The sequence below is a fragment of the Enterobacter sp. DC1 genome (assembly GCF_000568075.1).
Classification (GTDB): Bacteria; Pseudomonadota; Gammaproteobacteria; order Enterobacterales; family Enterobacteriaceae; genus Enterobacter; species Enterobacter asburiae.
Map to the genome: position 1 here is coordinate 1 of NZ_AZUA01000013.1, position 26,266 is coordinate 26,266.

The following is a 26,266-nucleotide window of genomic DNA, read 5'->3' on the forward strand; positions in this document are numbered from 1 at the left end:
CCTACCCTGCCACTCTCCCGCTAATGCCGGGTAGAGCACGCGCACGGCGCTCGCCATCGTCAGCAGGCCGCCGAGCAGCGCAATCCCGCCAATCAGCGGGTTGCTGAACAGGAAACGAATCGCGGCCATCAGCGATTTTAGCGGATGCTCGCGCGGCTGCGGCGGAGGTGGCAGCAGCGGCAGGCGCAGCAGCGTCAGCGTGGTGATAAAGGTCCCCGCCGCCGCCAGCCCGTAGTTCCACGCCACGTTGCCGGTCGCCAGCAGCAGGCCGCCCACCATCGGCGAAATCACCGAGCCGAGGCGCACGGTGAGCATGGTGATCGCTCCCGCCTGCATCAGGTTCTCGCGCCCGACCAGCGCGGGCGTTGCCGCCAGCAGCGCCGTCACGCCCAGCGATGCAAAAAAGCCGTCCCACAGCCCCAGGGCATAAATCGCGATCAGCGACGGCTCCGGCAGCATCGCGTTCAGACACAGCCCGATAAAGCCCACGCCGCAGGTGCCGCGCGCCAGCAGGATCAGCTTTTTACGCTCGTAGCGGTCCGCCAGCACGCCGCCGACCATCAGGCCGATGAACATCGCCCCGCCGGTTAAGGTGACGGATAACCCCACCAGCCAGCTGGAGTGCGTCATGGTCTGGATCTGTACCGGCACGGCCACGCCGAGCAGGCCGAGAGACAAAATGGAGATAAAGCGAGCGATAAAAACGGCGCGATACGCCGGGTGCGTTTTCAGCAGGCTGAGGTTGAGCAGCCAGGATTTTTGATTCATGACAAAGCCTTGAGTCTATTTCTACCCTTTCCATGGGCGCACATGCTAACATAGCCAAATAAGATAGATAACGATAATCACTATCATTATCAAATCATGGATGTTGCTATGTCGTTTTCCTCTTCTGCGGTGCGCACCGTTGTCGTGCCCGTTTTACTGCTGCTCCTGAGCCTTGCGGTTGCACTCAGCCTGCTGGTCGGCGCGAAGCCGCTGCCCGCGTCCGTTATCGTTGATGCGCTCTCCGGCACCTGCCAGAGCGCCGACTGTATTATCGTGCTCGACGCCCGACTGCCCCGCACGCTTGCCGGACTGCTGGCGGGTGGCGCGCTCGGCCTTGCCGGTGCCCTGATGCAAACCCTTACCCGTAACCCGCTGGCGGACCCCGGCATTCTCGGCGTTAACTCCGGCGCCAGCTTTGCCATCGTGCTCGGCGCGGCGCTGTTCGGGTTGACCTCTCCGTCCGAGCAGCTGGTGATGGCCTTTTGCGGCGCGCTGGCCGCCTCGCTGGTGGTCGCGTTTACCGGCAGCCAGGGCGGCGGCCAGCTGAGTCCGGTACGCCTGACGCTTGCGGGCGTGGCGCTCGCGGCGGTGCTGGAGGGCTTGTCCAACGGCATCGCCCTGCTCAACCCGGACGTTTACGACCAGCTGCGCTTCTGGCAGGCCGGTTCGCTGGATATCCGCACCCTTGAGACCTTAAAAGTGGTGGCGATCCCGGTCATTATCGCTGCCGCCGTGGCGCTGTTTTTAAGCCGGTCGCTCAACAGCCTGAGCCTCGGCAGCGACACCGCGACCGCCCTCGGCAACCGGGTTGCGCGCACGCAGCTGATTGGTCTTCTGGCGATCACCGTGCTGTGCGGCAGCGCGACCGCGGTAGTCGGCCCGATCGCCTTTATTGGCCTGATGATGCCGCACATGGCGCGCTGGCTGGTGGGGGCGGATCACCGCTGGTCGCTGCCGGTGACGCTGCTGGCCACCCCTGCCCTGCTGCTGTTTGCGGACGTGCTGGGCCGCCTGCTGGTTCCCGGCGAGCTGCGCGTCTCGGTGGTCAGCGCCTTTATCGGCGCGCCGGTGCTGATTTTCCTGGTTCGTCGTAAACGCGGAGGTGGCGCATGATGGCCCCGTCCCGTCGTTTAGTCACCAGCGTCTCGCTGCTGCTTATCGCCATTCTGCTGCTGGCGGTCTGGAGCCTGCGCAGCGGCGCGGTGACGCTCGACTTTGCGCAGGTGTTAAACGCCCTGCTCGGCAGCGCGCCGCGCAACATCACCATGGTGGTGACGGAGTGGCGACTGCCGCGCGTGGCGATGGCGATTCTGGTCGGCGCGGCGCTCGGCGTGAGCGGTGCGATATTCCAGTCGCTGATGCGCAACCCGCTCGGCAGCCCGGACGTAATGGGCCTCAACACCGGGGCCTGGAGCGGCGTGCTGGTGGCGATGGTGCTGTTTGGTCAGCACCTGACGGCGATTACCTTTACGGCGATGGCGGGCGGCATTCTGACGTCCTTACTGATCTGGGCGCTGGCCTGGCGCAACGGTATCGACACCTTCCGCCTGATCATCATCGGGATCGGCATCCGCGCCATGCTGATGGCCTTTAACACCTGGCTTTTACTGCAGGCCTCGCTGGAAACCGCGCTCTCCGCCGGGCTGTGGTACGCCGGGTCGCTCAACGGCCTGACGTGGGGCAAAACCTGGCCCGCCGCGCCGCTGATTTTGCTGATGTTTATCGGCGCGCTGCTGCTGGTGCGGCGCATGCGCCTGCTGGAGATGGGCGACGACAGCGCCTGCGCGCTGGGCGTGGGCGTCGAGCGCTCGCGCCTGATGCTGATGCTGGTCGCCGTACTGCTGACCGCCGCCTCTACCGCTATCGCCGGGCCGATCTCGTTTATCGCCCTCGTGGCACCGCATATCGCCCGCCGCCTTAGCGGGACGGCGCGCTGGGGCTTAACCCAGGCGGCGCTGTGCGGCGCGCTGCTGCTGCTGGCCGCCGATCTCTGCGCCCAGCGGCTGTTTATGCCTTATCAACTGCCGGTGGGCGTGGTGACCGTCAGCCTCGGCGGGATTTACCTCATCGTATTGCTCGTTCAGGAGTCACGCAGGAAATGACTGATTCAACCACCCGCTTGCGCGGCGAAAACCTTACCCTCGGCTACGGCAAAAAAATCATTGCCCGTGACCTGAGCGTTGCCATTCCGGACGGCCACTTCACCGCAATTATTGGGCCAAACGGCTGCGGCAAATCGACCCTGCTGCGCACCCTCAGCCGCCTGATGGCGCCGACTGAGGGCAGCGTGTTCCTCGACGGGGAGCAGATCCAGCGCTTCGCCAGCAAAGAGGTGGCCAGGCGCATCGGTCTGCTGGCGCAAAACGCCACCACGCCGGGGGACATCACGGTGCAGGAGCTGGTCTCGCGCGGGCGCTATCCGCACCAGCCGCTGTTTACCCGCTGGCGCAAAGAGGACGACGAGGCGGTCAGCCGCGCGATGGCAGCAACGGGGATTACCGATCTGGCACAGCAGAGCGTGGACACCCTTTCCGGCGGGCAGCGTCAGCGGGCGTGGATCGCGATGGTGCTGGCGCAGGAGACCTCCATCATGCTGCTGGACGAGCCAACGACCTGGCTCGACATCAGCCATCAGATTGACCTGCTGGAGCTGCTGAGCGAGCTCAACCGCACGCAGGGGTATACCCTGGCGGCGGTGCTGCACGATTTAAACCAGGCGTGCCGCTATGCCACGCATCTGATTGCCCTGCGAGACGGTGAGATTGTGGCGCAGGGCGCGCCGAAAGAGATTGTGACGCCCGAGCTGATCGAGCGGATCTACGGCATGCGCTGCATGATTATTGACGATCCGGTGGCGGGTACGCCGCTGGTGGTGCCGTTGGGCAAGCGTGCGGTCTGATGCCCTCACCCCGGCCCTCTCCCACAGGGAGAGGGAGCAAACCCAACAAACATCAACCACGGATCCGTAGGCCGGGTAAGGCGCAGCCGCCACCCGGCGCTTTTGACGTTATCCCAATATCTCCCTCAACACCGGCCCGATCTTCTTAAACGCCTGCGGTGAAATAATATCCACGTGGGCGCAGTCCTGGCTGTACACCTCCAGTTCGCTCACCCACGGCGCCCACGCAACCTGCGGATCCATCGTTCGGGTGCGCTCGGCGACAAACAGCGTCGCTTTGCCGTCAAACCGCGCGCTGTGCGCTGTGGTGAGCAGCCGTACCGCGTCGGCGTAGTTGCCTTCGATAGCGTTAAACAGCTCGCTGGAGCCCTGCCCCTGCTGCGCGGCGATAAAGGCCTGACGCTCGCGCTCGATTTCCGCCAGCACTTCCGGGTCGAGGCCGTTGGCCTCTTTCTCCGCCCAGTTCTGGGTTTCCGGCGGCCAGGTGTCCAGCAGGCCGAGGAAGGCCACCTCTTCACCCAGCCCGCGAAGACGGGCGGCAATACCCTGCGCCAGCGTACCGCCGAGGGAATAGCCGAACAGATAATACGGCCCCTGCGGCTGCTGCTGACGCAGCGTAGCCAGATGATGCTCAATCACCCCATCCAGATCCGCACGCTGCTGCATCGGCCCGTCCGGGCGCGGCGACTGAATGCCGGTAATCGACCAGCGCGGGCCGAGATAGCGCGCCAGCACGCTAAACTGCCAGGCAAAGCCGGACGCCGGATGGAAGCAGAACAGCGTCGGGCCGTCGCTTTCCCTCAGCGGAAGAAGTGTTTCATACCCCAGACGCTGCGCCTGCTCGTCGCTCATCTGCGAATCCAGCAGCGCGCTGAGCTTGCTCACCGTGGAGGCGACCATTATCTGCCCCGGCGTGACCTTGCGGCCAAACGCGCGGCTAAGCTGTGCCGCCAGGCGCATCGCCAGCAGCGAGTGTCCGCCGAGGGCAAAGAAGTCGGCCTCGATTTCGTTGACCTCGCAGCCCAGCAGGGCAGAAAACGCCTGCGCGACGGCGATTTCGGATTCGCTTTCCGGCACGCGTCCGGAGGTTTTACTCCTCAGCTCCGGCAGCGGCAGCGCCTTGCGGTCCAGCTTGCCGTTGGCGCTGAGCGGCAGCGCGCTGATTTGCAGCAGCACCACCGGCACCATGTGCGGCGGCAGCTGGGCTTTGAGCGATTCCAGCAGCGCGTCGCGATCCAGCGGTAAACCGGATTCTGAGACCACGTAGCCCACCAGCTGTCGGGCATCGCCGCCGGTTGCCGCCGCCTGGTTGAACACGCAGGCGTGCGCCACGGCCTGGGCCACGTCCGGCAGCGACAGCATCGCCCGGTCGATTTCGCCCAGCTCGATGCGCTGGCCGCGGATTTTTAGCTGATCGTCGCTGCGACCGAGATATTCCACCGCGCCGTTGTCCAGCCAGCGGGCAACGTCACCGGTGCGATACATCCGCTCGCCGGGGGCAAACGGGTCGGCAATAAAGCGGCTGGCGGTGAGATCCGGACGTCCAAGATACCCCTGCGCCAGCTGAATGCCGGTGAGATACAGATCGCCCGCCACGCCGAACGGCACCGGGTGCATCATCGCGTCCAGAATGCGCAGCCCCGTGTTCCACACCGGGAAGCCGATCGGCACGCTGTTGCCCTCCACCGCCGCCAGCTCGGGGCCAAACGCCGGATACCAGCTCACGTCCACCGCCGCTTCCGTTGGGCCATAAAGGTTGTGCAGCGGCGCATGAGTCAGCTGTTCCCACTCGCGGCACAGCTCGGTCGGCAGCGCTTCGCCGCTGCAGAACACCTGCTTTAGGGTTTTGCAGCACGCCGCGTTTTCCGGCGTCAGCGACGCGACAAACGCCGCCAGCATCGACGGCACGAAGTGGGTAGTGGTCACGCCGTACTGGGCGAAGAAACTCTGCATCGCCTGCGGGTCGCGGTGCGCGTCCGGCTCTGCCATCACCAGCTTCGCCCCGGCGATAAACGGCCACCAGAACTCCCACACCGACACGTCAAAGCTGCACGGCGTTTTCTGCGCCACCACGTCCGTCGCGTCCAGCGGGTAATGGTCCTGCATCCACTTCAGGCGGTTAACGATGGCGGTATGGCCGACCATGACCCCTTTCGGGCGGCCCGTCGAACCGGAGGTAAAGATGATGTACGCCGTCTGCTCTGGCGTCGCCAGCCGCAGCGGTTCAGCACCCGCAGCCGGTAACAGTGTGTTGTAACTAAACGCCGTAATCGGCAGATCGCTAAAGCGCGGGAGCTGCTCGTCGGTGGTAATGAGCAGGGACGGCCTTGCGTCCTCCAGCATCATCCGCAGGCGGTCGTCCGGGTAGCCGGTGTCGAGCGGCAGCCAGGCGGCACCGGCCTCGACGATGCCGTGCAGCGCCAGCGTCAGGAACACCGAGCGCGGGAGTGCCACCGCCACGCTGTCGCCGGGCTTAACGCCGCGCGCGCGCAGCAGGTTTGCCAGCGCGACCACCTGCTCGCGCATCTGACGATAGCTGAGTTCAATATGCGCGTCCGCCAGCGCGGGGGCGTCCGGCGTTTTGCTCGCCTGCTCCGCCACCAGATCCGCCAGCGTGGTGGACGGCAGCGCCAGCCCGGTATCGTTGATGCGCGCCAGCTGCTGATATTCCTGCTCTGAAACGGTTTCCACGTCGCCACAGCGCAGGTCAGGGTTGGCCGCAAACTGCAGCAGCATCGCGTTCAGACGCGCGACGTGACGGGAAAGCGTCGCTTCATCGTAACGCTGTTTACTGGCGAGGATCTCAATGCTCAAGCCACCCTGTTCGTCCGGGAACAGCGCCAGCTCAAGGTCATTCACCGGGCCGGTTGCCAGCGTGTGGGTGATGGCCTCCACGCCGTCGATATCCAGCTGATAATCGAACACCTTGACGTTCAGCACCGGACCAAACAGGGCTTCGTCGCCTGCGGCACGCCCGCTGTCGCGCACGATCTGCTCGGCGTCGTAGCGCTGGTGACGGCGCATTTTTTTCAGCTGATTGGCCAGGCGCAGCGCCAGCTCCGGCAGGCTCTCCTGCGGGTTGATATTCACCGCCAGCGGCAGGACGTTGAGCACCGGCCCGGTCGCGGTCAGGGCGGCGGAGCCCATGCGGCGCATAAAGATAAACCCGGCGGCGTAGTCCAGCCGTCCGGTGAGGCGGCCCAGCCACAGCGCCACCAGCGCAAGGGCCAGCTCGGTACGCTGCGCCTGCCCAGCCGCCTGCGCAAGCTGGCTAAAGGCGCGGCCGTCGGCGGCGATTTTGAGGCGCACGATATCGGTAGTGGCGGCGCGTCCCGGCAGCGGCGAGGAAGAGAGCGAGACTGGAGAAGGAAGCTGCCTGCGCTGCTCCGCCCAGAAGGCACCGTCGCGCGCGTATGCCTCGCTGTCGCGATAGTGCTGATACTCCTCCACCACTTCGGCAAATGGCGTAAACGGGGAGTCAGGAGTCGGTTCATCCTTCTTCCACGCGGCGTAAATGGCGGCGATCTGGCGGGTAATGGCCGGGAAGCTGAAGCCATCCACCACCAGATGATGATAGCGCTGATACCAGTACCAGTGGTTTTCTCCCACCTGAATCAGCTGGTGAAACGCCAGCGGCTGACCGCTGTCGACGCGCAGGTTTTGATTGAGATCGGCCTCCATCAGCGCCACGGCGGCGGCGTGGTCGTCAACGCGAACGATGGACGGCTCCGGCAGAATGAGAGTGTCATCCACCCACTGCCACACCTCGCCGTTATCCTCGGCAAAACGCATCCGCAGGGTATCGGCCTGCATCATGCCTTCCGCAATGGCTTTTGCCAGCAATGGCGCGTCGATATCGCCTTTCAGTTCGGTGTAGTGCGCCACGCTCCAGGCGTTTGGCAGGGAGGACAGCTGTTCCGCCATCCAGATACCCGGCTGGGCGGCGACGAGAGGAAGACGGTTCATGCGCTCCCCTCCGCAAAATGGGACGGTTCAAGCGTGCGCCAGTGCCCGGCCAGCCACTGCTGGCACGCCTCCTGAGACTGCGCTTCGCACACCACGCGCCACCCCGCAGGCAGTTCGCACTGCTGCGGCCACAGGCTGTACTGCCCCTGGTCATTTTGCAAAATGGCGAACTGTCCCTGCGGATTATCGAAAGGATTGCTGAATTCCATACAGACTCCGTTATTGAATGAGCGGCTGCCAGAGGGTCATCAGCCCCTGCGTCAGCCCACCGCGCCAGCAAAGCGCATCGTGTCCGCCGTCAACCTGACGCCAGGAAACCTGCTGCTGCGCGCGTAGTTCGGCGTAAATCGCCTGATTGGCATTGAAAATCAGCGGCTCGTTGCGCCCGGCCTCGAGGACAATACGCAGCCCGCTCGCGGCTAGCTCACCGGCTCTGAGCTGTTCGATGAGGCGCCCGTCCTGCTGTCCGCCGCGGTGTGGCCACCAGTACGAGCCGGACTGGCTCAGCACGCAGCCAAAACGCTGCGGCCAGTTGAGGCCAGCATAAAGTGAAGAGAGTCCGCCAAAGCTCTGGCCCGCCACCACGGTACGGTCGGCGCGGTCGCTAAATGGCGCGAGATGTTTTACAAGAGGGAGAAGTTCTTCCTGCACCGCCAGCCAGAAATCCGCGTTACAGGGCAATTCGCGGCTGCGATGTTCCATGTCGATCGCATCGATCAATACATAGACCGCAGAGGGTAGTTCGCGCCCGGAGGTGAGCGACGCCAGCGCAGGCCAGACGGGCATACTCTCGGCCCAGAACTGCCCGTCGAGCAGCACCGCCAGCGGGCGCTCTGGACCGTCATCCCCGGTGGTAAAAATCCACACGCGGCGACGGTTGTTGAGACGCTCGCTGTTCCACTCAATACAGACTGGCGGATGATACGGCGTATCGGGACGATCCCAGCCGGGCTGAACGGGCGCGTCCGGCATCTCCAGTGCCGAGACGGCATGACCGCGCCCGCCGCGCCAGCTCTGCGGATTCAGCGGGTCGGACACCGCGTGCGGCAACAGCTTGCGCCAGCCTTCGCGCAGCGCCATGCGGTCCGGCAGCTCGCCTTCAAACACGGTATCGGCAAAATCGTTTTCGTATACAGAAGGGATAAAACAGTAGCTCCCGCGCCACTCGGGGCTGAACTCGCCCTGCCACTGCCAGATGTCGGTATCCGGAATGCGTTCGAGGGACTGCGGGCGGGCATTTTGATGGTGATCGGTCACGCCGGTAACGTAGAGCCAGACGCGTTTAACTGCTGACGTTTTCTGCGTTCCTGCCGGGTCACGCCACCAGAAGGTGACGCGACAGTTCTCCTTCAGACGTTCCCATTCAGGTCCGTTTTTCGACTGCCACCACGCTTCACTTCCGGTTGTTAACGTCGTCACCCTTATAACCCCATGTTTAACAGACTTTTTTGTTTCAGAGCAAATTTTATTGATAATATTATTGATAACTATTTGCATTTGCAATAGCGTAATGCCCGCGCTGTGGGAAGCGCGCTCATTAAATAACCATAAAAGCGGGACGTACAATGAATAAGAAGATTCACTCTCTGGCCTTGCTGGTCAATTTAGGGATTTATGGTGTCGCGCTGCCCGCCGTGGCAGACGACAAGACCGCCTCTGCGCAGCACGAAGATACGATGGTGATCACCGCAGCCGAACAGAATTTACAGGCGCCGGGCGTGTCAACCATCACCGCCGATGAGATCCGTAAAAACCCGCCCGCGCGGGACGTGGCTGAAATTATCCGCACCATGCCGGGCGTTAACCTGACCGGAAACTCCACCAGCGGCCAGCGCGGGAATAACCGTCAGATTGATATCCGCGGCATGGGGCCGGAAAACACGCTGATCCTGATCGACGGCAAGCCGGTGACCAGCCGCAACTCCATCCGCCTGGGCTGGCGCGGCGAGCGCGACACCCGCGGCGATACCGGCTGGGTGCCGCCGGAGATGATCGAGCGCATTGAAGTGATCCGCGGCCCGGCCGCCGCGCGCTACGGCAACGGTGCGGCAGGCGGCGTGGTGAACATCATTACCAAAAAATTCGACGACCAGTGGCACGGCTCCTGGAACACCTACCTGAACGCACCGGAACACAAGGACGAAGGCTCCACCAAACGCACCAACTTTAGCCTGAGCGGCCCGCTGGGCGGCGACTTCAGCTTCCGCATGTTCGGCAACCTGGACAAAACCCAGGCCGACGCGTGGGACATTAACCAGGGCCATCAGTCTGACCGTACCGGTGCCTACGCCGACACGCTGCCGGCGGGCCGTGAGGGTGTGGAGAATAAAGACATCAACGGCGTGGTGCGCTGGGACTTTGCGCCAATGCAGTCCCTGGAGTTTGAGGCGGGCTACAGCCGCCAGAACAACCTCTACGCGGGCGATACCCAGAACACCAACAACGACAACAGCTCCAGCGGGCTGGTGAAGAAAAACTACGGCAAAGAAACTAACCGTATTTATCGTCAGAACTTTGCGGTCACCTGGAACGGCGGCTGGGATAACGGCATCACCACCAGCAGCTGGGCGCAGTACGAACACACCCGCAACTCCCGACTGGGCGAAGGGCTGGCGGGCGGGCTGGAAGGCCTGTTCAACAGCAATAAATTCACCGACACCGACCTGGCCGACGTGATGCTGCACAGCGAAATCAACCTGCCGATTGATTTCCTCGTCAACCAGAACCTGACCCTGGGAACCGAGTGGAACCAGCAGCGCATGAAGGACTCGACCTCCTTTACGCAAACCCAGCAGGGCGGCACCATTCCGGGCATGAGCAACGACCGCAGCCCGTACACCTCAGCGGAGATCTTCTCCCTGTTCGCGGAAAACAACATGGAGCTGACCGACAGCACCATGCTGACCCCGGCGCTGCGCTTCGACCACCACACCATCGTCGGCAACAACTGGAGCCCGTCCCTGAACCTGTCGCAGGGTCTGGGGGATGACTTCACGCTGAAGATGGGGATCGCGCGCGCCTACAAAGCGCCGAGCCTGTACCAGACCAACCCGAACTACCTGCTCTACAGCAAAGGCCAGGGCTGCTACGCAAGCTCCGACGGCGTGGGCTGCTATATGATGGGCAACGACGACCTGAAAGCCGAAACCAGCATCAACAAAGAGATTGGTCTGGAGTGGAAACGCGACGGCTGGCTGGCGGGCGTGACCTGGTTCCGCAACGACTACCGCGACAAGATCGAAGCGGGCTACGCGCCGATTGGTCACACCTCTTCCGGTAAAGTGCAGACGGATATCTACCAGTGGGAAAACGTGCCGAAAGCGGTGGTCGAAGGGCTGGAAGGCTCCCTGAACGTGCCGGTCAGCGACACGATTAACTGGACCAACAACATCACCTACATGCTGCAGAGCAAGAACAAGGAGACCGGCGACCGTCTGTCGATCATTCCGGAGTACACGCTGAACTCGACCCTGAGCTGGCAGGTACATCAGGACGTGTCGCTCCAGTCGACCTTTACCTGGTACGGCAAGCAGCAGCCGAAGAAGTACAACTACAAAGGTCAGCCGGTGACCGGGTCTGAGAAAGACGAAGTCAGCCCGTACAGCATTGTTGGCCTGAGCGCGACCTGGGACATGACCAAAAACGTCAGCCTGACCGGCGGCGTGGACAACGTCTTCGACAAACGCCAGTGGCGCGCGGGTAATGCCCAGACGACCGGAAATACTACCACCGGTGCGTATATGTACGGAGCGGGTGCGTATACGTATAACGAGCCTGGCCGTACCTGGTACATGAGCGTAAATACGCGATTCTAAGGTAAAAACAAAACGGCAACTGAGTTGCCGTTTTTAGTGTTTGCTCCCTCTCCCCGTGGAGAGGGCATCAGACCGCATATTCCCTCCCCTTCATCTGAAAGTTTACATTCGCCCCTTCAAATAAAAGTCTACATTTATAAATCTGATATAATTCGTTGTGTTTACATTGCCGCAAAGCGTTATTCCACACAAGCCTTTAACAAACACCCAATTTATTTCTCCTGATATTCAATTTAATTATTTAAAACAGATAAACATAAATTAATACAATAAAAAAACTGTTGTCTCGCCATAAGAAACGACTGTAATCTCTGCCGCGCCCGCCAGTCGTGGCGGTAAGCACCTATAAATACTGCAATCAGGAAAGGACCACGGCGTAAAAAGCCGAGGCGTACGTACGCGCGCTGTAAAAGCATTCGCACGTTTATGAGAATAGTTTTTAATTACAAGCAACAGAGCGGTAACGCTGGTCAGTAATTAAAACCCTGGGCAGAACATAAACCAAAAAGAATAACCTAAGGATTTCCATTGTGAATCCCTGGTCCGCTCTATATTTAATTTAATGCGAGTTTACAATGAAGAAATCTATTATTGCTGTTTTGTTATCTGCTGTTATTACTCCTGCTGCTTTTGCTGATTCATTTTCACTGACTTTGGACCATAACGGTGATGTCGCCCAGGGCGTGCAAAATCCTGCTCAGGGAATATTTGACGTCAAGCCAACCGCTGGAAAGATTACCTTGTTCGGTACAGAAAATATGGTGGCTAACCTTGATCAGATTCAGAGTAACCTGAACCTCATTCAAGACCATCAAAGCCAAATAACGGTAAACAGAATTACGACGGATACTAACGCAAAGAATATCGCCCAGAACAAAACGGCTATCGACGACAACACGCACGAGATCGACACCAACGCCCAGCTGATCCGCGCTACCGCAAAACAGGTCGGTGATAACCGCGACGGCGTCGCCGCCAACAAAGCCGGTATCGAAACTAACGCCGACGCTATCGCCCAGAATAAAACGGCTATCAACGACAACACGCACGAGATCGACACCAACGCCCAGCTGATCCGCGCCACCGCAAAACAGGTCGGTGATAACCGCGACGGCGTCGCCGTCAACAAAGCCGGTATCAAGATTAACGCCGACGCTATCGCACAGAATAAAACCACTCTCGACGACCACGCCCTTGCTATCCACAACCTTGACGGCCATCTGCAGTCCGTTGATGACCTGGCGCATGACCTGAATATCAAAAATATTCAGGATCGTGCAGAACTCGCCCAAAATGATCAGGCCATAAAAAATAACGCTGCGGAAAACACCCACCAGGATGTGTTGATTCAGGGGAATAGCCAGACGGGTAAAACTAACGGGGATAACATCGCTCTCAACAAAGCCGGTATCAAGACTAACGCCGACGCTATTGCCCAGAACAAAACGGCTATCGACGACAACACGCACGAGATCGACACCAACGCCCAGCTGATCCGCGCTACCGCAAAACAGGTCGGTGATAACCGCGACGGCGTCGCCGTCAACAAAGCCGGTATCAAAACCAACGCCGACGCTATTGCCCAGAACAAAACGGCTATCGACGACAACACGCACGAGATCGACACCAACGCCCAGCTGATCCGCGCTACCGCAAAACAGGTCGGTGATAACCGCGACGGCATCTCCGTCAACAAAGCCAGTATCGAAACTAACGCCGACGCTATTGCCCAGAACAAAACGGCTATCGACGACAACACGCACGAGATCGACACCAACGCCCAGCTTATCCGCGCTACCGCAAAACAGGTCGGTGATAACCGCGACGGCATCGCCGTCAACAAAGCTGGTATCGAAACTAACGCCGACGCTATTGCCCAGAACAAAACGGCTATCGACGACAACACGCACGAGATCGACACCAACGCCCAGCTGATCCGCGCCACCGCAAAACAGGTCGGTGATAACCGCGACGGCGTCGCCGTCAACAAAGCTGGTATCGAAACTAACGCCGACGCTATTGCCCAGAACAAAACGGCTATCGACGACAACACGCACGAGATCGACACCAACGCCCAGCTTATCCGCGCCACCGCAAAACAGGTCGGTGATAACCGCGACGGCGTCGCCGTCAACAAAGCTGGTATCGAAACTAACGCCGACGCTATTGCGCAGAACAAGAACGCTATCGGCGACAATACTCAACAAATCAACGACAACGTCCAGCTGATCCGCTCGACAGAAAAACAGGTTGGTGAAAATCGCACGGGCCTTTTAGCAAATAAAGGAGATATCGTAACGACGGCAACGGGAGTGCTGAGTAACGCGGCAGATATCGCCACCAACAAAACCTCAATCGATCGCCTTTCAGGACAAAACGGCACGACCTTTAAACTGGCTGCGGCGACTGCCCGCCTGAGCATTCATGAAGAGCAACAAATCGTCACCCTGGCTCAGGATACGAAGGTTGCCCAAACCACGGGTGAATACGCGCAGTCTCGCGCTCAGATGGCTCTGGATAACGCCGAGAAAAACCGTGCGGCACTGGTCGCCTCCAACAAGAAGATTGCCGCGAACAGCGCCGCGCTTGCCGATCATGAGCAGCGTATTGAGACGCTTGAGCAAAGCAATAGCAGCAATTTTGGCAAGCTGAAAAGTGAAGTGGAAGATAACCGCAAGCGTGCCTCTGCGGGTATTGCAGGCGTAGCCGCGATGGCCAACATCCCGCAGGTCACTAACACGCAAAACTTCTCCGTAGGCGCTGGCGTGGGCAACACCGATGGTGAAAATGCACTGGCGGTGGGCTTCTCAGCACGCGCAACGAAAAATGTGGTGGTGAAAGCCTCCGTATCTAACGATACGCAGCACAACTTTGTTGTCGGCGGCGGCATCGCCTACGGCTGGTAACGTAACTCGCCGGGTAGCATTTGCTTACCCGGCACCTTAATCTGCGTTAAAGTTAGCGTTTTCTGAAACTGGCGAGAACGCTCATGCAGGTGAACCACTCCACATTTCTTCTGGCTGGCCTGACCGTTCATCACGTCTCCTTCGACCCCGCCACCTTCACCGACGCCGATCTCCTCTGGCTCCCCCATCACGCTGAGCTTTCACACGCCGGACGCAAACGCAAAGCCGACCATCTTGCCGGACGCATCGCTGCCGCGTATGCATTAAACGAACGCACTATTCCCGGCATCGGCCCCAGCGGCGAACCGCTCTGGCCGGACGGTATGTCCGGCAGCATCACCCACAGCGGCACGCAGGCCATGGCGGTTGTGATCCGCGAGCGACAGGCGCTTATCGGCATCGATTGCGAAGCGATACTTCCCGAAAACGAAGCCAGAGAGATAAAGGATGGCATCATTGATGCGCAGGAAGAGCCTGTGCTTTCCCGCTCGGGATACCCGTTCCCCCTTGCACTGACGCTGGTGTTTAGCGCCAAAGAGAGCCTGTTCAAAGCCCTCTTTCCACGGGTGCAGGCTTATATGGGGTTTGACAGCGCCCGGGTGACCAAGCTTGACGATAAGACGCTTACGCTGGCGTTGACTCGTAAACTGGCAGGCTTTAACGAAGGCGCCGCCTTTACCCTTCACTGGCAACTACAGGGTGAACAGGCGATCACCCTGCTGTCACGCTCTCCTGCCGACGGGCCCTGGCGCTGGTGACTACGAACGTCACGATAAACACCATCGTGAACAGCAGCGCCGCCACCCGGCTTGAGGGCGACGGCGATGCCTTTATAGGTTATTCAGCTCAACTATCAAACATCCGGGAACATCACGCTATTCCCCGGCGCCTCCCTGTGCAGATGGATAAAGTTCAGGTGCCGTTCATACTGGTCCAGAATGTCCGTAATCACCTGCTCCTTGCTGTAGTCCATTAAATCATTCCCCTGGCTCCCTTCCAGCAGGAAGGTCTCAAGCCGGTAGTAGGTCGACTTCCCGCTGCGCGCCCGGTAGGTAAACCCGGGTACTGAATACTGCTGCGGCCAGATCTGATAAACAAAGTTCTGCTCGTCGCCCATGTGCACCAGAAGATCCAGATGCCCCAGGGTCTCGCCCTCCTCCGGCGGCAGGTTTTTCAGCTCCACGTACGCGCCGCGCAGCTTAAGCTCCTGGGCGACCTCTTCCATCGCCGGGAAGCAGACCGTCTCCATCATCTGTTTGGTGTAGCGCGTGCCCGGGTAGTTCATCAGGCGCGAGAGGCGTTTCTTCCAGCTCAGCCTGTCCTGCGCGCCCATCGGCCGCGGCGCGGTGTCGCGGCTGGCGCTGACGCGGCGGTAGTCTTCCACCTTGAGCGATTTATACAGCCCGGCCATCACAAAGAAGATAACGAAGCTGAACGGCAGTCCCATGATCACCGTGGTGTTCTGCAGCGCCGAGATGCCGTTGGTCATCAGCATGCCGAGCGTCAGCAGGCCGATGGCAACGGACCAGAAGATGCGCAGCCAGTTCGGCGCGTCGCTGTTGATTTCTTTGAGCTTCGAGGTGAAGTTGCCCAGCACCAGCGCGCCGGAATCCGCCGAGGTGACGTAAAACAGCAGGCCGGTGATGGTCGCCACGGAGGCGCTAAAGGTGAACGCCGGGTACTGCGCCAGCAGGCTGTAGAAGCCGCGCTCCGGGTGCGCCATCGCTTCCTGCGCGAAGGTTGCATTGCCGTGGATGATCTCGTGCAGCGCGCTGTTGCCGAACACCGACAGCCACAGCAGGGTAAAGGTGAACGGGATAATCAGCGTGCCCATCACAAACTGGCGGATGGTGCGGCCACGTGAAATACGCGCCAGGAACAGGCCGACAAACGGCGACCACGCCACCCACCACGCCCAGAAGAACAGCGTCCAGTTGTTCATCCACTCTACAGGGCGGTCGAAGGCAAAACTGTTCAGCGTCATGCCCATAAAGCGGTTTACGTAGTCGCCTACGTTGAGCACTAACGCATTGAGCAGGAACGAGGTATCGCCCATAAACAGCACGAACAGGATCAGGCCCAGCGCCAGCGCCACGTTCAGCTCGGAGAGCACGCGGATGCCCTTATCCACGCCCGACGTCACCGAGATGGTGGCGATAATGACGGAGAGCGCAATCAGCGCCGCTTTGGCCGCCATCGAATCCGGGATATCAAACAGCACGCTCAGCCCGTAGTTGAGCTGCACCACGCCAATCCCGAGCGTCGTCGCAATACCGAAGATGGTGCCGATCACCGCCGCGATATCGACGCTGTGGCCAATCGGGCCGTTAATTTTTTTACCGAAAATCGGATACAGCGCGGAGCGGATGGTGAGGGGTAAATTATAACGATAGCTAAAGTATCCGAGCGCCATGCCCATCAGGGCGTACATCGACCAGCCCGTCAGGCCGTAGTGGAACAGCGTCCAGACCATCGCCTGGCGCGCGGCCTCCATCGTCTGCCCAGCCCCTTCCGGCGGCTGCATATACTGCGTGACCGGTTCCGCCACGGAGAAGAACATCAGGTCGATGCCGATGCCCGCGGCAAACAGCATCGCGGCCCAGCTCAGCAGGCTGAACTCGGGCTTGGACTGCTCTGGCCCGAGCTTCACCGACCCGAAGCGCGAGCAGGCGATGCAGACCACGAAGACGATATAGAGCGTCGCGGCCAGCAGATAGTACCAGCCGAAGGTCTTCGACACCCAGTTGAGGGTGCGCCCAATCCACTCGGCAGAAAAATCACGAAAGAAGATCGTCGTCAGGGAAAACAACAAAATCAGCCCGGCGGAAGTATAAAAAACGACCGGGTTGATTTTGTCTTTTTCTCTGTCTTGTGAAAGGTCTGTCATCCAGTATCCCCACTGTTTTTGTAACTATTAAAATCCAAATCCGCAACAATTAAGACACATTTTATATTGAACGTCCAATCAAAAACCGCTTTAATGTATAACCAACACTGATGAATGGAGTGGCAAAAATGCCCAAAGTGGGGATGCAGCCGATCCGGCGCAGGCAGCTTATCGACGCCACGCTGGAAGCAATAAATGAAGTGGGAATGCACGACGCGACGATCGCGCAGATCGCCCGTCGGGCGGGCGTTTCCACGGGGATCATCAGTCACTACTTCAAAGACAAAAACGGTCTGCTGGAAGCGACCATGCGCGACATCACCGGCCAGCTGCGCGACGCGGTTTTGAGCCGCTTACGCGCCCTGCCGGACGGCAGCGCGGAGCAGCGCCTGCAGGCGATTGTCGGCGGCAATTTTGATGAAACCCAGACCAGCGGAGCGGCGATGAAGGCCTGGCTGGCCTTCTGGGCGAGCAGCATGCACCAGCCGATGCTCTACCGCCTGCAGCAGGTGAGCAGCCGTCGTTTATTGTCAAACCTGGTGTACGAGTTCCGCCGCGAACTGCCGCGCGAACAGGCCGAAGAGGCGGGCTACGGGCTGGCGGCCCTGATCGACGGGCTGTGGCTGCGCGCCGCGCTGAGCGGCAAGCCGCTGGATAAGACCCTGGCGCAGTCGCTCACCAGCCACTTCATCAGCCAGCATTTACCGACCGAATAACCGAGGAGAATTTATGTCCCGAATGGCAGAACAGCAGCTTTATATCAATGGTGGTTATACCTCCGCCACCAGCGGTCGCACCTTCGAGACCATCAACCCGGCCAACGGTGAAGTCCTGGCGAGCGTACAGGCCGCCGGGCGCGAAGACGTGGACCGCGCCGTCGAAAGCGCAACACGCGGGCAAAAAATCTGGGCGGCGATGACCGCCATGGAGCGCTCGCGCGTTCTGCGTCGCGCCGTTGATATCCTGCGCGAGCGCAACGACGAGCTCGCAAAGCTGGAGACCCTCGACACCGGTAAAGCGTATTCCGAAACCTCCACCGTCGACATCGTCACCGGCGCGGACGTGCTGGAGTACTACGCCGGGCTGATCCCGGCGCTGGAAGGCAGCCAGATCCCGCTGCGTGAGACCTCGTTCGTCTACACCCGCCGCGAGCCGCTGGGCGTGGTGGCGGGCATCGGGGCGTGGAACTACCCGATCCAGATCGCCCTGTGGAAATCGGCCCCGGCGCTGGCGGCGGGCAACGCGATGATCTTCAAGCCGAGCGAGGTCACCCCGCTCACCGCCCTGAAGCTTGCCGAGATCTACACCGAAGCGGGCGTGCCGGACGGCGTGTTTAACGTCCTGCCGGGCGTGGGCGCGGAGACCGGGCAGTACCTGACCGAGCATCCGGGCATCGCGAAAGTCTCCTTCACCGGCGGCGTCGCCAGCGGCAAAAAGGTGATGGCCAACTCGGCGGCCTCGTCCCTGAAAGAGGTGACGATGGAGCTGGGCGGCAAATCCCCGCTGATTATTTTCGACGACGCGGATCTGGATCTCGCGGCGGACATCGCGATGATGGCGAACTTCTTCAGCTCCGGCCAGGTATGCACCAACGGCACCCGCGTGTTCGTGCCCGCGAAATCTAAGGCCGCATTTGAGCAGAAAATCGTCGAGCGCGTGGGCCGCATCCGCGCGGGCGATCTGTTCGATGAACGCACCAACTTTGGCCCGATGGTCAGCTTCCCGCACCGCGACAGCGTGCTGCGCTACATCGCCAAAGGCAAAGAGGAAGGCGCGCGCGTACTGTGCGGCGGCGACGCGCTGAAGGGCGAAGGCTTTGACAACGGCGCGTGGGTCGCCCCGACCGTGTTCACCGACTGCACCGACGAGATGACCATCGTGCGCGAAGAGATCTTCGGCCCGGTGATGTCCATCCTCACCTATGAAAGCGAAGAAGAAGCGATCCGCCGCGCCAACGACACCGACTACGGTCTGGCGGCGGGCATCGTCACTGCCGACCTGAACCGCGCGCACGGCGCCATTCATCAGCTCGAAGCGGGCATCTGCTGGATCAACACCTGGGGTGAATCCGCCGCAGAGATGCCGGTCGGCGGCTACAAACACTCCGGCATTGGCCGCGAGAACGGCGTGATGACGCTGCAGAGCTACACCCAGGTGAAGTCCATCCAGGTTGAGATGGGTAAATTCCAGTCCATATTTTAACCGGGAGGTTTATTTGCAATTTGACTACATCATTATCGGGGCCGGCTCTGCCGGCAACGTGCTGGCAACGCGACTGACTGAAGATCCGAATACCACCGTCCTGCTGCTTGAGGCGGGCGGGCCGGACTACCGCTTTGACTTCCGCACCCAGATGCCCGCCGCGCTGGCGTTCCCGCTGCAGGGCAAGCGCTACAACTGGGCGTATGAAACCGAGCCAGAGCCTTACATGAACAACCGCCGCATGGAGTGCGGACGCGGCAAAGGGCTGGGCGGCTCATCGCTGATCAACGGTATGTGCTACATCCGCGGTAACGCGATGGACCTCGACAACTGGGCGAAAGAAACGGGCCTTGAGCACTGGAGCTACCTCAACTGCCTGCCCTACTACCGCAAGGCAGAGACGCGCGACGTGGGGCCGAACGACTACCACGGCGGCGACGGTCCGGTGAGCGTCACCACCTCGAAGCCGGGCGTGAACCCGCTGTTTGAAGCAATGGTGGAAGCCGGCGTGCAGGCGGGCTACCCGCGCACCGAGGATCTCAACGGCTACCAGCAGGAAGGCTTCGGCCCGATGGACCGCACGGTCACGCCGCAGGGCCGACGCGCCAGCACCGCGCGCGGCTATCTGGACCAGGCCAAAAAGCGCCCGAACCTGACCATCCGCACCCACGCCACGACCGATCGCATTATCTTTGACGGCAAGCGCGCGGTGGCCGTCGAGTGGCTGGAGGGCGAAAGCACTATCCCATCCAAAGCGACGGCGAACAAAGAGGTGCTGCTGTGCGCAGGCGCGATTGCCTCCCCGCAGATCCTCCAGCGCTCCGGCGTGGGCAGCGCAGACCTGCTGAAGCAGTTTGATATTCCGCTGGTGCACGACCTGCCCGGCGTGGGCGAAAACCTGCAGGATCACCTGGAGATGTACCTCCAGTACGAGTGCAAAGAGCCGGTCTCCCTCTACCCTGCCCTGCAGTGGTGGAACCAGCCGAAGATTGGCGCCGAGTGGCTGTTTGGCGGCACCGGCGTGGGCGCGAGCAACCACTTCGAAGCGGGCGGGTTTATCCGCAGCCGCGAAGAGTTTGAATGGCCGAACATTCAGTACCACTTCCTGCCGGTGGCGATTAACTACAACGGCTCGAACGCGGTAAAAGAGCACGGCTTCCAGTGCCACGTCGGCTCCATGCGCTCGCCGAGCCGCGGCCACGTGCGCATTAAGTCGCGCGATCCGCACCAACATCCGGCGATCCTGTTCAACTATATGTCCCACGAGCAGGACTGGCAGGAGTTCCGCGACGCGATCCGCATCACCCGCGAGATCATGCACCAGCCCGCGCTGGACAAGTACCGCGGACGCGAAATCAGCCCGGGCGTCGAGTGCCAGACCGACGAGCAGCTGGACGAGTTCGTGCGTAACCACGCCGAAACAGCCTTCCACCCGTGCGGCACCTGCAAGATGGGCTATGACGAGATGGCGGTGGTCGACGGCGAAGGCCGCGTTCACGGGCTGGAAGGCCTGCGCGTGGTGGATGCGTCGATCATGCCGCAGATCATCACCGGCAACCTGAACGCCACCACCATAATGATTGGCGAAAAAATTGCCGACGCGATCCGCGGGCGCGAGCCGCTGGCGAAGAGCACGGCGGCGTATTATGTGGCGAACGGGGCGCCGGTTCGACGCTGAGGGTATTTCCCCTCCCCTTACCCCTCTTCCATACGGGGGAGGGATCCTCACAAAATAATGCCTGCACCGACGGCCCCCTCTCCCTTGAGGGAGAGGGCTGGGGTGAGGGGGAACATACGGCTGTGGTGGTCATTCCGTTCACCTGACGTTCCTTGCCACTCTGTAACGACGTAACTTGTGAACGTGCCAGGGCGGCTCAATCGCCACCGCCCTGGCAACCCGGGCTCCCGGCGGTAAATCGCCGCTTCGCGGTGCCCTCAGCTTATTCCTTCAGGCTATCGGGTCGGGCATGAGCCTGCATCCCTGCAGGCCACGCCCTCTCGGCGCATCCCTGCGCCTCGCCCCGGCCTTACGGAAACGCTTCGGCGATTTACAGCCGGACCAGGACATCGCTGTAAGGCATTCATTTTTCTGAGGCAACGTTCATCGCTTCAGGTTAAAAAATGACTGGGGATCTCTCACTCCATACGGGAGAGGGAGTTTATCTTTCCTCCAAAAATTTATTTTCATTTCACTGCATCCAGTTTCCCCCCTGCCCTCGTATGTGAGTATGTGAGCAACGCCTTTGCTCCTTAATCCGAGGATAAATGATGAAAAAGCTACTCAGTGTTGCATTCGTATCCAGCGCCTTGCTCTTCTGTGCAGGCGCATCAGCGGCCATGAACTCTGGCTCCGTAATGGTGGGCGGAGCGGAAATGTTCCCGAGTAAAAACATTGTTGAAAACGCCGTGAACTCAAAAGATCACACCACGCTGGTGGCGGCGGTAAAAGCGGCCGGGCTGGTGGAGACGCTGCAGAGCAAAGGGCCCTTCACCGTTTTTGCGCCAACCGATGCGGCGTTTGCAAAATTGCCTGCGGGTACGGTCGACAATCTGGTGAAGCCGGAAAATAAAGCGCTGCTCACCAGCATTCTGACCTATCACGTGGTTGCGGGTAATTACGATATGAAAGCGCTAGAGCAGAAAATTAAACAGGGCGGTGGCCACGCGGAGCTGAAAACCGTTAACGGGCAACCGCTGTGGATCATGAGTAACGGCCCGCACAATATTCAGCTCAAGGATGGTAAAGGCAACGTGGCGAACATCAGCACCTATGACGTCCGTCAGAAAAATGGCGTGATCGATGTGATTGATACCGTCCTGATGCCTAAGTAGTTGTCTATACTTCGGAAGTGTGACGTTGCCTTCCGGGAAAAACATGGATAACGCGCTGGCTGAACAGCAGTTGAAATTAATGCAGGCGATCGCTAATGGCGATCGCCGCGCATTTGAACAACTTTACCGACTCACATCGCCTCACCTGTTTGCCGTCGCGCTGCGCATGCTGCGCCATCGCGCCTGGGCAGAAGAGATCCTTCACGACTGTTTTGTCACCGTCTGGAGTAAAGCCGAAACCTATAACGCTACCCTGAGCTCCCCGATGACCTGGCTTACGCATATTGTTCGCAACCGCTGTATTGACTGGCTGCGCAGCGGGCAAACCCGCGCTGCCGCCCATGAGGAGTCGTATTCGGAAGATATTCTGCTGGGCGAGGGCGATGAACCGAATAACTGGCACGACGACGCGCAGGCAGCGCGGCTCAGGCATTGTCTGGAACATTTGAGTCACGAACAGCGCCAGAGTATTACGCTCGCCTACTATCAGGGCATGTCCCACAGCGACATTGCCGACTGGCTCCAGCAGCCCGTGGGCTCGGTAAAAAGCTGGATCCGCCGCGCGATGGATCATCTTCGGGAGTGCGTGGGCCTATGAATGACAGCGAAAAACGCGATGACATGCTGGCTGCGGAATATGCCCTCGGCACCCTGCGCGGAGGGGCGCGGCTTCAGTTCCAGAAAAGGCTCGCCGCTGAACCCGGTCTGGCCGCCCGCGTGGCGTACTGGCAGGAAACGTTCAGCACGCTCGACAGTCATCTCGCGCCCGTTACCCCGCCCGAGACGGTGTGGAAGAAGATCGCCCTCGATCTGCCGCCGAAAAAGCCTTTGCGCCAAAGCCGGCCTTATCTCGGCTGGATGGTCGCGGCCGGCATCGCCGCCGTTAGCGCGGTAGCCTGGTATACCACCCGCACGCCGGAACTCGCACCGCTGATGGTGCTCAACGATGCCCAACAGCACGGGCAATGGATCGTCAGTGCGGACAGCCGCCGTCAGTATCTGAGCATAACCCCTCTCAGACCGAACGCTGTCGCGGCGCAAAACAGCCTGCAGCTTTGGCTTATTCCTGCCGGGAAGGCCCCGATATCCCTTGGGCTACTGCAAAGTGATATACCGACTCATGTTGCCCTCATGAACAACACCCTTACCCCTGACGCGATGATAGCCATAAGCCTTGAACCTGAGGGGGGATCACCCACCGGTCAACCCACCGGCCCCGTGCTGTACAGCGGCAAGATTTAATCCTCCGGCCTTGTTCGCAGGGCCGCGGGGATCGGCAAATTTCATTCTGTTGATATGATTGTTACATATAAGAATTAAATATTAGCCTTGCAATTAATTTAATTATTAAAAAACGTTATTGACATTCTCTTCCGTACTCCATTAAGTTTTAAACAAGCATTATTCCATTCCAGATACAGAATATATCAAAAACTCGCATTTAAGAATTCATTATTATTCTTAAACCCTTCCTTTCTTTTTTATTTTTTTGAATCACACAACAGTGAGATAAGATCATGAATAATAGTGCAAACAAAGTTGTTGTTATCACCGGTGCCAGCAGCGGCATTGGTGAGGCCATTGCCCTTCATCTGGCAAATAAACCTTTTTCTCTGGTGCTAGTTGCCCGTCGTCTGGAGAGAATAAACGCTCTGGTGGATCATATTATTCAGCAGGGCGGCCAGGCGATTGCCGTAAAGGCGGACGTAACCCGACAGGTGGAGGTCCAGCGCGCGATTGACGCCGCCGTCGCCGCATACCAGCGCGTCGACGTGCTGATCAACAACGCGGGCTATATGGCTATCGCCCCCCTCAGCGAGCTGAAAACCGACGAGTGGGACCGGATGATTGATACCAATATCAAAGGCGTGCTGTACGGTATCGCGGCGGCATTCCCGATGTTCCAGCGCCAGGGGAGCGGGCACTTTATTAACGTGGCCTCCGTGGCGGGCATCAAGGTCCTTGCCCCCGGAGGCGTAGTGTACAGCGCCACGAAATTCGCCGTCCGCGCCCTGAGTGAAGGGTTACGTCAGGAGGCGGGGAAAACCATTCGGACTACCCTTATTTCCCCCGGAGCCGTTGAAAGCGAGCTGCAGTTTGGTAGCTCTGATGTCCCGAGCAAACAGTTCCTGCATGAATTTTACAAGCAGGCTATTCCGGCAGAGTCGATTGCCCGTTCCGTTTTATTTGCCATCGAGCAGCCAGGCGACGTTGATATTAATGAAATTGTTGTTCGCCCCACGCAGGAAGAATTTTAGCATGCCTTAAATAATACTGAATGAGGTGTCATTATGATTAAATCATTAACGTCCATATCAGATTTAAATATGCGATCGGGTGCCGATATTCTCCTTGAAGTGCTGGAGAGTGAAGGTGTGGAATATATTTTTGGCAACCCCGGCACCACCGAACTCCCGCTCATTGATGCCCTTCTTCGCCATGAAAATATTCACTATATTCTGGCGCTCCAGGAGAGCAGCGTGGTCGCCATTGCAGACGGCTACGCGAAAGCCTCCGGCAAGACCGGTTTTATCAATTTGCACACGGCCAGCGGCCTCGGGCACGGGATGGGAAACTTAATCAACTCGCGGATCATGAAAACGCCGCTGGTTGTCACCGTCGGGCAACAGGATACCCGGCACTACGTGCGTGACCCGCTCCTGTACGATGACATTGTCTCCATTGGATCGCCGGTGGTGAAATGGGCGCAGGAGGTCACCAGCGCCGATCAGCTCCCGGTTCTTGTGCGCCGCGCCTTTCACGCCGCCAGCTACCCTCCGGCGGGTCCGGTGCTGCTATCCCTGCCAATGAACGTGATGGAAGAGCTCAGCGACGCCGGGATACAAACGGCCTCAAAGGTGAACTATCACACCGTGGCGGGCTCGCTGGACGAACTGGCCGAAGAGCTGAGCCAGGTTACGCCCGGCAGGATCATGATTGTGGCGGGAGATGAAGTTCACTCCAGCGGCTCGACGCAGGAGATTGTACAGCTTGCTGAAGCGCTCGGCGCCCACGTCTACGGCTCCTCCTGGCCTTTGAATTTGCCCTTCCCCACGCAGCACGCGCTCTGGCGAGGCAATATGCCCACCACCGCAAATGAAATCGCCAGCGTCGTTAATGCCTACGACGCGGTGTTTATCATCGGCGGCAGAAGCCTGATTACCATTTTGTATAGCGAGGGCGAGGCCATTCCGGAAACCTGCGCGGTGTATCAGCTCTCGGCGGATATGAACGAACTTGGCCGCACCTACGCCACCCGCCTCTCGGTGATGGGGGATATAAAACTCTCCCTGAAGGAACTGTTGCCGAAGCTTGAGCAGCGCCGGGTGGCAAGCAAATTGACGCATCAGCGGCTGCTCAAAGCGGCACGCGCTGAACGTGAAAAAGAGTGGCAACTGCAGGAAGAACGCCTGGCAGCCGAGCGGCTGCGCCCGGCGATTTCGCCGATGGTCGCGGCCTACGAGGTGATAAAGTCTGTTCCACCTGGCATAACGATTGTCGACGAGGCGATAGCAACGGCCAGACACGTTCGCCGGTTTATCTCCGACCAGCAGCACCCGCGCTATTACTTTATGCGCGGCGGCGGTCTGGGCTGGGGAATGCCTGCAGCAGTCGGTCACTCGCTGGGGCTGGGGCGCGAGCCGGTTGTGTGTCTGGTTGGCGACGGCGCCTCCCTGTACTCGCCGCAGGCACTCTGGACGGCGGCGCATGAAAATCTGCCCGTCACCTTTATCGTGATGAATAACCTGGAATACAACATCCTGAAAAACTTCATGAAAGGACAGCCGGGCTACAGTTCGACACAGCTGGGTCGTTTTATCGGGATGGATCTGATTAACCCGCGAATTGATTTCCAGTCGCTGGGCGCCGCGATGGGTATCCGCTGCTGTCGGGTGACCCAGGCCGCGGATATCGCCACGGCGGTGACGCAGGGGCTACAGTCCGGAAAAACCAATTTGATTGAAATTGCCATTTCCGCAGATTGATCGAC

General features: G+C 59.8%; 19 protein-coding genes. 14 read left to right on the plus strand and 5 right to left on the minus strand.

The window, feature by feature from the left end:
- On the minus strand, positions 1-768 hold a 768-nt coding region (entS, locus tag P346_RS0122065; RefSeq protein ID WP_032662852.1), incomplete at its 3' end, for an enterobactin transporter EntS.
- Positions 769-876: 108 nt separating this feature from the next.
- Here entS and fepD point away from each other — a divergent pair.
- The 3 genes from fepD to fepC are packed head-to-tail and all read left to right on the plus strand — an operon-like array spanning position 877 to position 3,667.
- Positions 877-1,881 carry a Fe(3+)-siderophore ABC transporter permease gene (fepD, locus tag P346_RS00455; RefSeq protein WP_032662853.1) on the plus strand — a complete coding sequence of 335 codons (1,005 nt, stop codon included), beginning with the start codon at positions 877-879 and terminating at the stop codon, positions 1,879-1,881.
- Positions 1,881-2,870 carry an iron-enterobactin ABC transporter permease gene (fepG, locus tag P346_RS00450; protein WP_152537885.1) on the plus strand — a complete coding sequence of 330 codons (990 nt, stop codon included), beginning with the start codon at positions 1,881-1,883 and terminating at the stop codon, positions 2,868-2,870. The genes fepD and fepG overlap by 1 nt, the downstream gene beginning before the upstream one ends.
- Positions 2,867-3,667, plus strand: a complete 801-nt coding sequence (fepC, locus tag P346_RS00445; RefSeq protein ID WP_032662855.1) for an iron-enterobactin ABC transporter ATP-binding protein — start codon at positions 2,867-2,869, stop codon at positions 3,665-3,667. The genes fepG and fepC overlap by 4 nt, the downstream gene beginning before the upstream one ends.
- Positions 3,668-3,775: 108 nt before the next feature.
- Here fepC and entF read toward each other — a convergent pair whose 3' ends face one another.
- The 3 genes from entF to fes are packed head-to-tail and all read right to left on the minus strand — an operon-like array spanning position 3,776 to position 9,052.
- Positions 3,776-7,633, minus strand: coding sequence for an enterobactin non-ribosomal peptide synthetase EntF (gene entF / locus P346_RS00440; protein ID WP_032662856.1), 3,858 nt, complete (start codon positions 7,631-7,633; stop codon positions 3,776-3,778).
- Positions 7,630-7,842, minus strand: coding sequence for an MbtH family protein (locus tag P346_RS00435; protein WP_032662857.1), 213 nt, complete (start codon positions 7,840-7,842; stop codon positions 7,630-7,632). Before P346_RS00435 ends, entF begins: the two co-directional genes overlap by 4 nt.
- A gap of 10 nt (positions 7,843-7,852) precedes the next feature.
- Positions 7,853-9,052: an enterochelin esterase gene (fes, locus tag P346_RS00430; RefSeq protein ID WP_032662858.1), complete on the minus strand. Its 1,200-nt coding sequence runs from the start codon at positions 9,050-9,052 to the stop codon at positions 7,853-7,855.
- 146 nt (positions 9,053-9,198) lie between these two features.
- Here fes and P346_RS00425 point away from each other — a divergent pair, with 146 nt between their 5' ends.
- From P346_RS00425 to entD, 3 genes are all read left to right on the plus strand, one after another.
- On the plus strand, positions 9,199-11,448 hold the full coding sequence (locus P346_RS00425) for a TonB-dependent siderophore receptor (RefSeq protein WP_032662859.1): 2,250 nt from the start codon (positions 9,199-9,201) through the stop codon (positions 11,446-11,448).
- Between the two features lie 761 nt (positions 11,449-12,209).
- Positions 12,210-14,354: a YadA-like family protein gene (locus P346_RS23635; RefSeq protein ID WP_193743820.1), complete on the plus strand. Its 2,145-nt coding sequence runs from the start codon at positions 12,210-12,212 to the stop codon at positions 14,352-14,354.
- Between the two features lie 83 nt (positions 14,355-14,437).
- Positions 14,438-15,112, plus strand: coding sequence for an enterobactin synthase subunit EntD (entD, locus tag P346_RS00420; RefSeq protein WP_032662861.1), 675 nt, complete (start codon positions 14,438-14,440; stop codon positions 15,110-15,112).
- 95 nt (positions 15,113-15,207) lie between these two features.
- Here the strand turns inward: entD and betT are convergent, their stop codons facing one another.
- Positions 15,208-17,241 (minus strand): choline BCCT transporter BetT, encoded by a 2,034-nt coding sequence (betT, locus tag P346_RS00415; protein ID WP_032662862.1) that lies wholly within the window; start codon positions 17,239-17,241, stop codon positions 15,208-15,210.
- 128 nt (positions 17,242-17,369) lie between these two features.
- On the opposite strand from betT, the gene betI reads away from it, so the two are divergent.
- From betI to P346_RS00375, 8 genes are all read left to right on the plus strand, one after another.
- The gene (gene betI, locus P346_RS00410) at positions 17,370-17,957 is read left to right on the plus strand and encodes a transcriptional regulator BetI (protein WP_032662864.1); all 588 of its coding nucleotides are present in this window, start codon (positions 17,370-17,372) and stop codon (positions 17,955-17,957) included.
- A gap of 13 nt (positions 17,958-17,970) precedes the next feature.
- Entirely contained in the window at positions 17,971-19,443 is a 1,473-nt protein-coding gene (gene betB, locus P346_RS00405; RefSeq protein WP_032662865.1) for a betaine-aldehyde dehydrogenase, read from the plus strand.
- Positions 19,444-19,456: 13 nt separating this feature from the next.
- Complete coding sequence (gene betA, locus P346_RS00400; RefSeq protein ID WP_032662867.1) at positions 19,457-21,121, plus strand: choline dehydrogenase; 1,665 nt, start codon at positions 19,457-19,459, stop codon at positions 21,119-21,121.
- Positions 21,122-21,711: 590 nt separating this feature from the next.
- Positions 21,712-22,275 (plus strand): fasciclin domain-containing protein, encoded by a 564-nt coding sequence (locus P346_RS00395; protein ID WP_032662868.1) that lies wholly within the window; start codon positions 21,712-21,714, stop codon positions 22,273-22,275.
- A gap of 43 nt (positions 22,276-22,318) precedes the next feature.
- Positions 22,319-22,873 (plus strand): RNA polymerase sigma factor, encoded by a 555-nt coding sequence (locus P346_RS00390; protein ID WP_032662870.1) that lies wholly within the window; start codon positions 22,319-22,321, stop codon positions 22,871-22,873.
- Positions 22,870-23,517 (plus strand): anti-sigma factor, encoded by a 648-nt coding sequence (locus P346_RS00385; RefSeq protein ID WP_032662871.1) that lies wholly within the window; start codon positions 22,870-22,872, stop codon positions 23,515-23,517. Before P346_RS00390 ends, P346_RS00385 begins: the two co-directional genes overlap by 4 nt.
- Before the next feature lie 275 nt (positions 23,518-23,792).
- Positions 23,793-24,533, plus strand: coding sequence for an SDR family oxidoreductase (locus tag P346_RS00380; protein ID WP_032662873.1), 741 nt, complete (start codon positions 23,793-23,795; stop codon positions 24,531-24,533).
- Positions 24,534-24,566: 33 nt separating this feature from the next.
- Entirely contained in the window at positions 24,567-26,261 is a 1,695-nt protein-coding gene (locus tag P346_RS00375) for a thiamine pyrophosphate-binding protein (protein ID WP_032662875.1), read from the plus strand.
- The last annotated feature ends 5 nt before the right edge of the window (positions 26,262-26,266 follow it).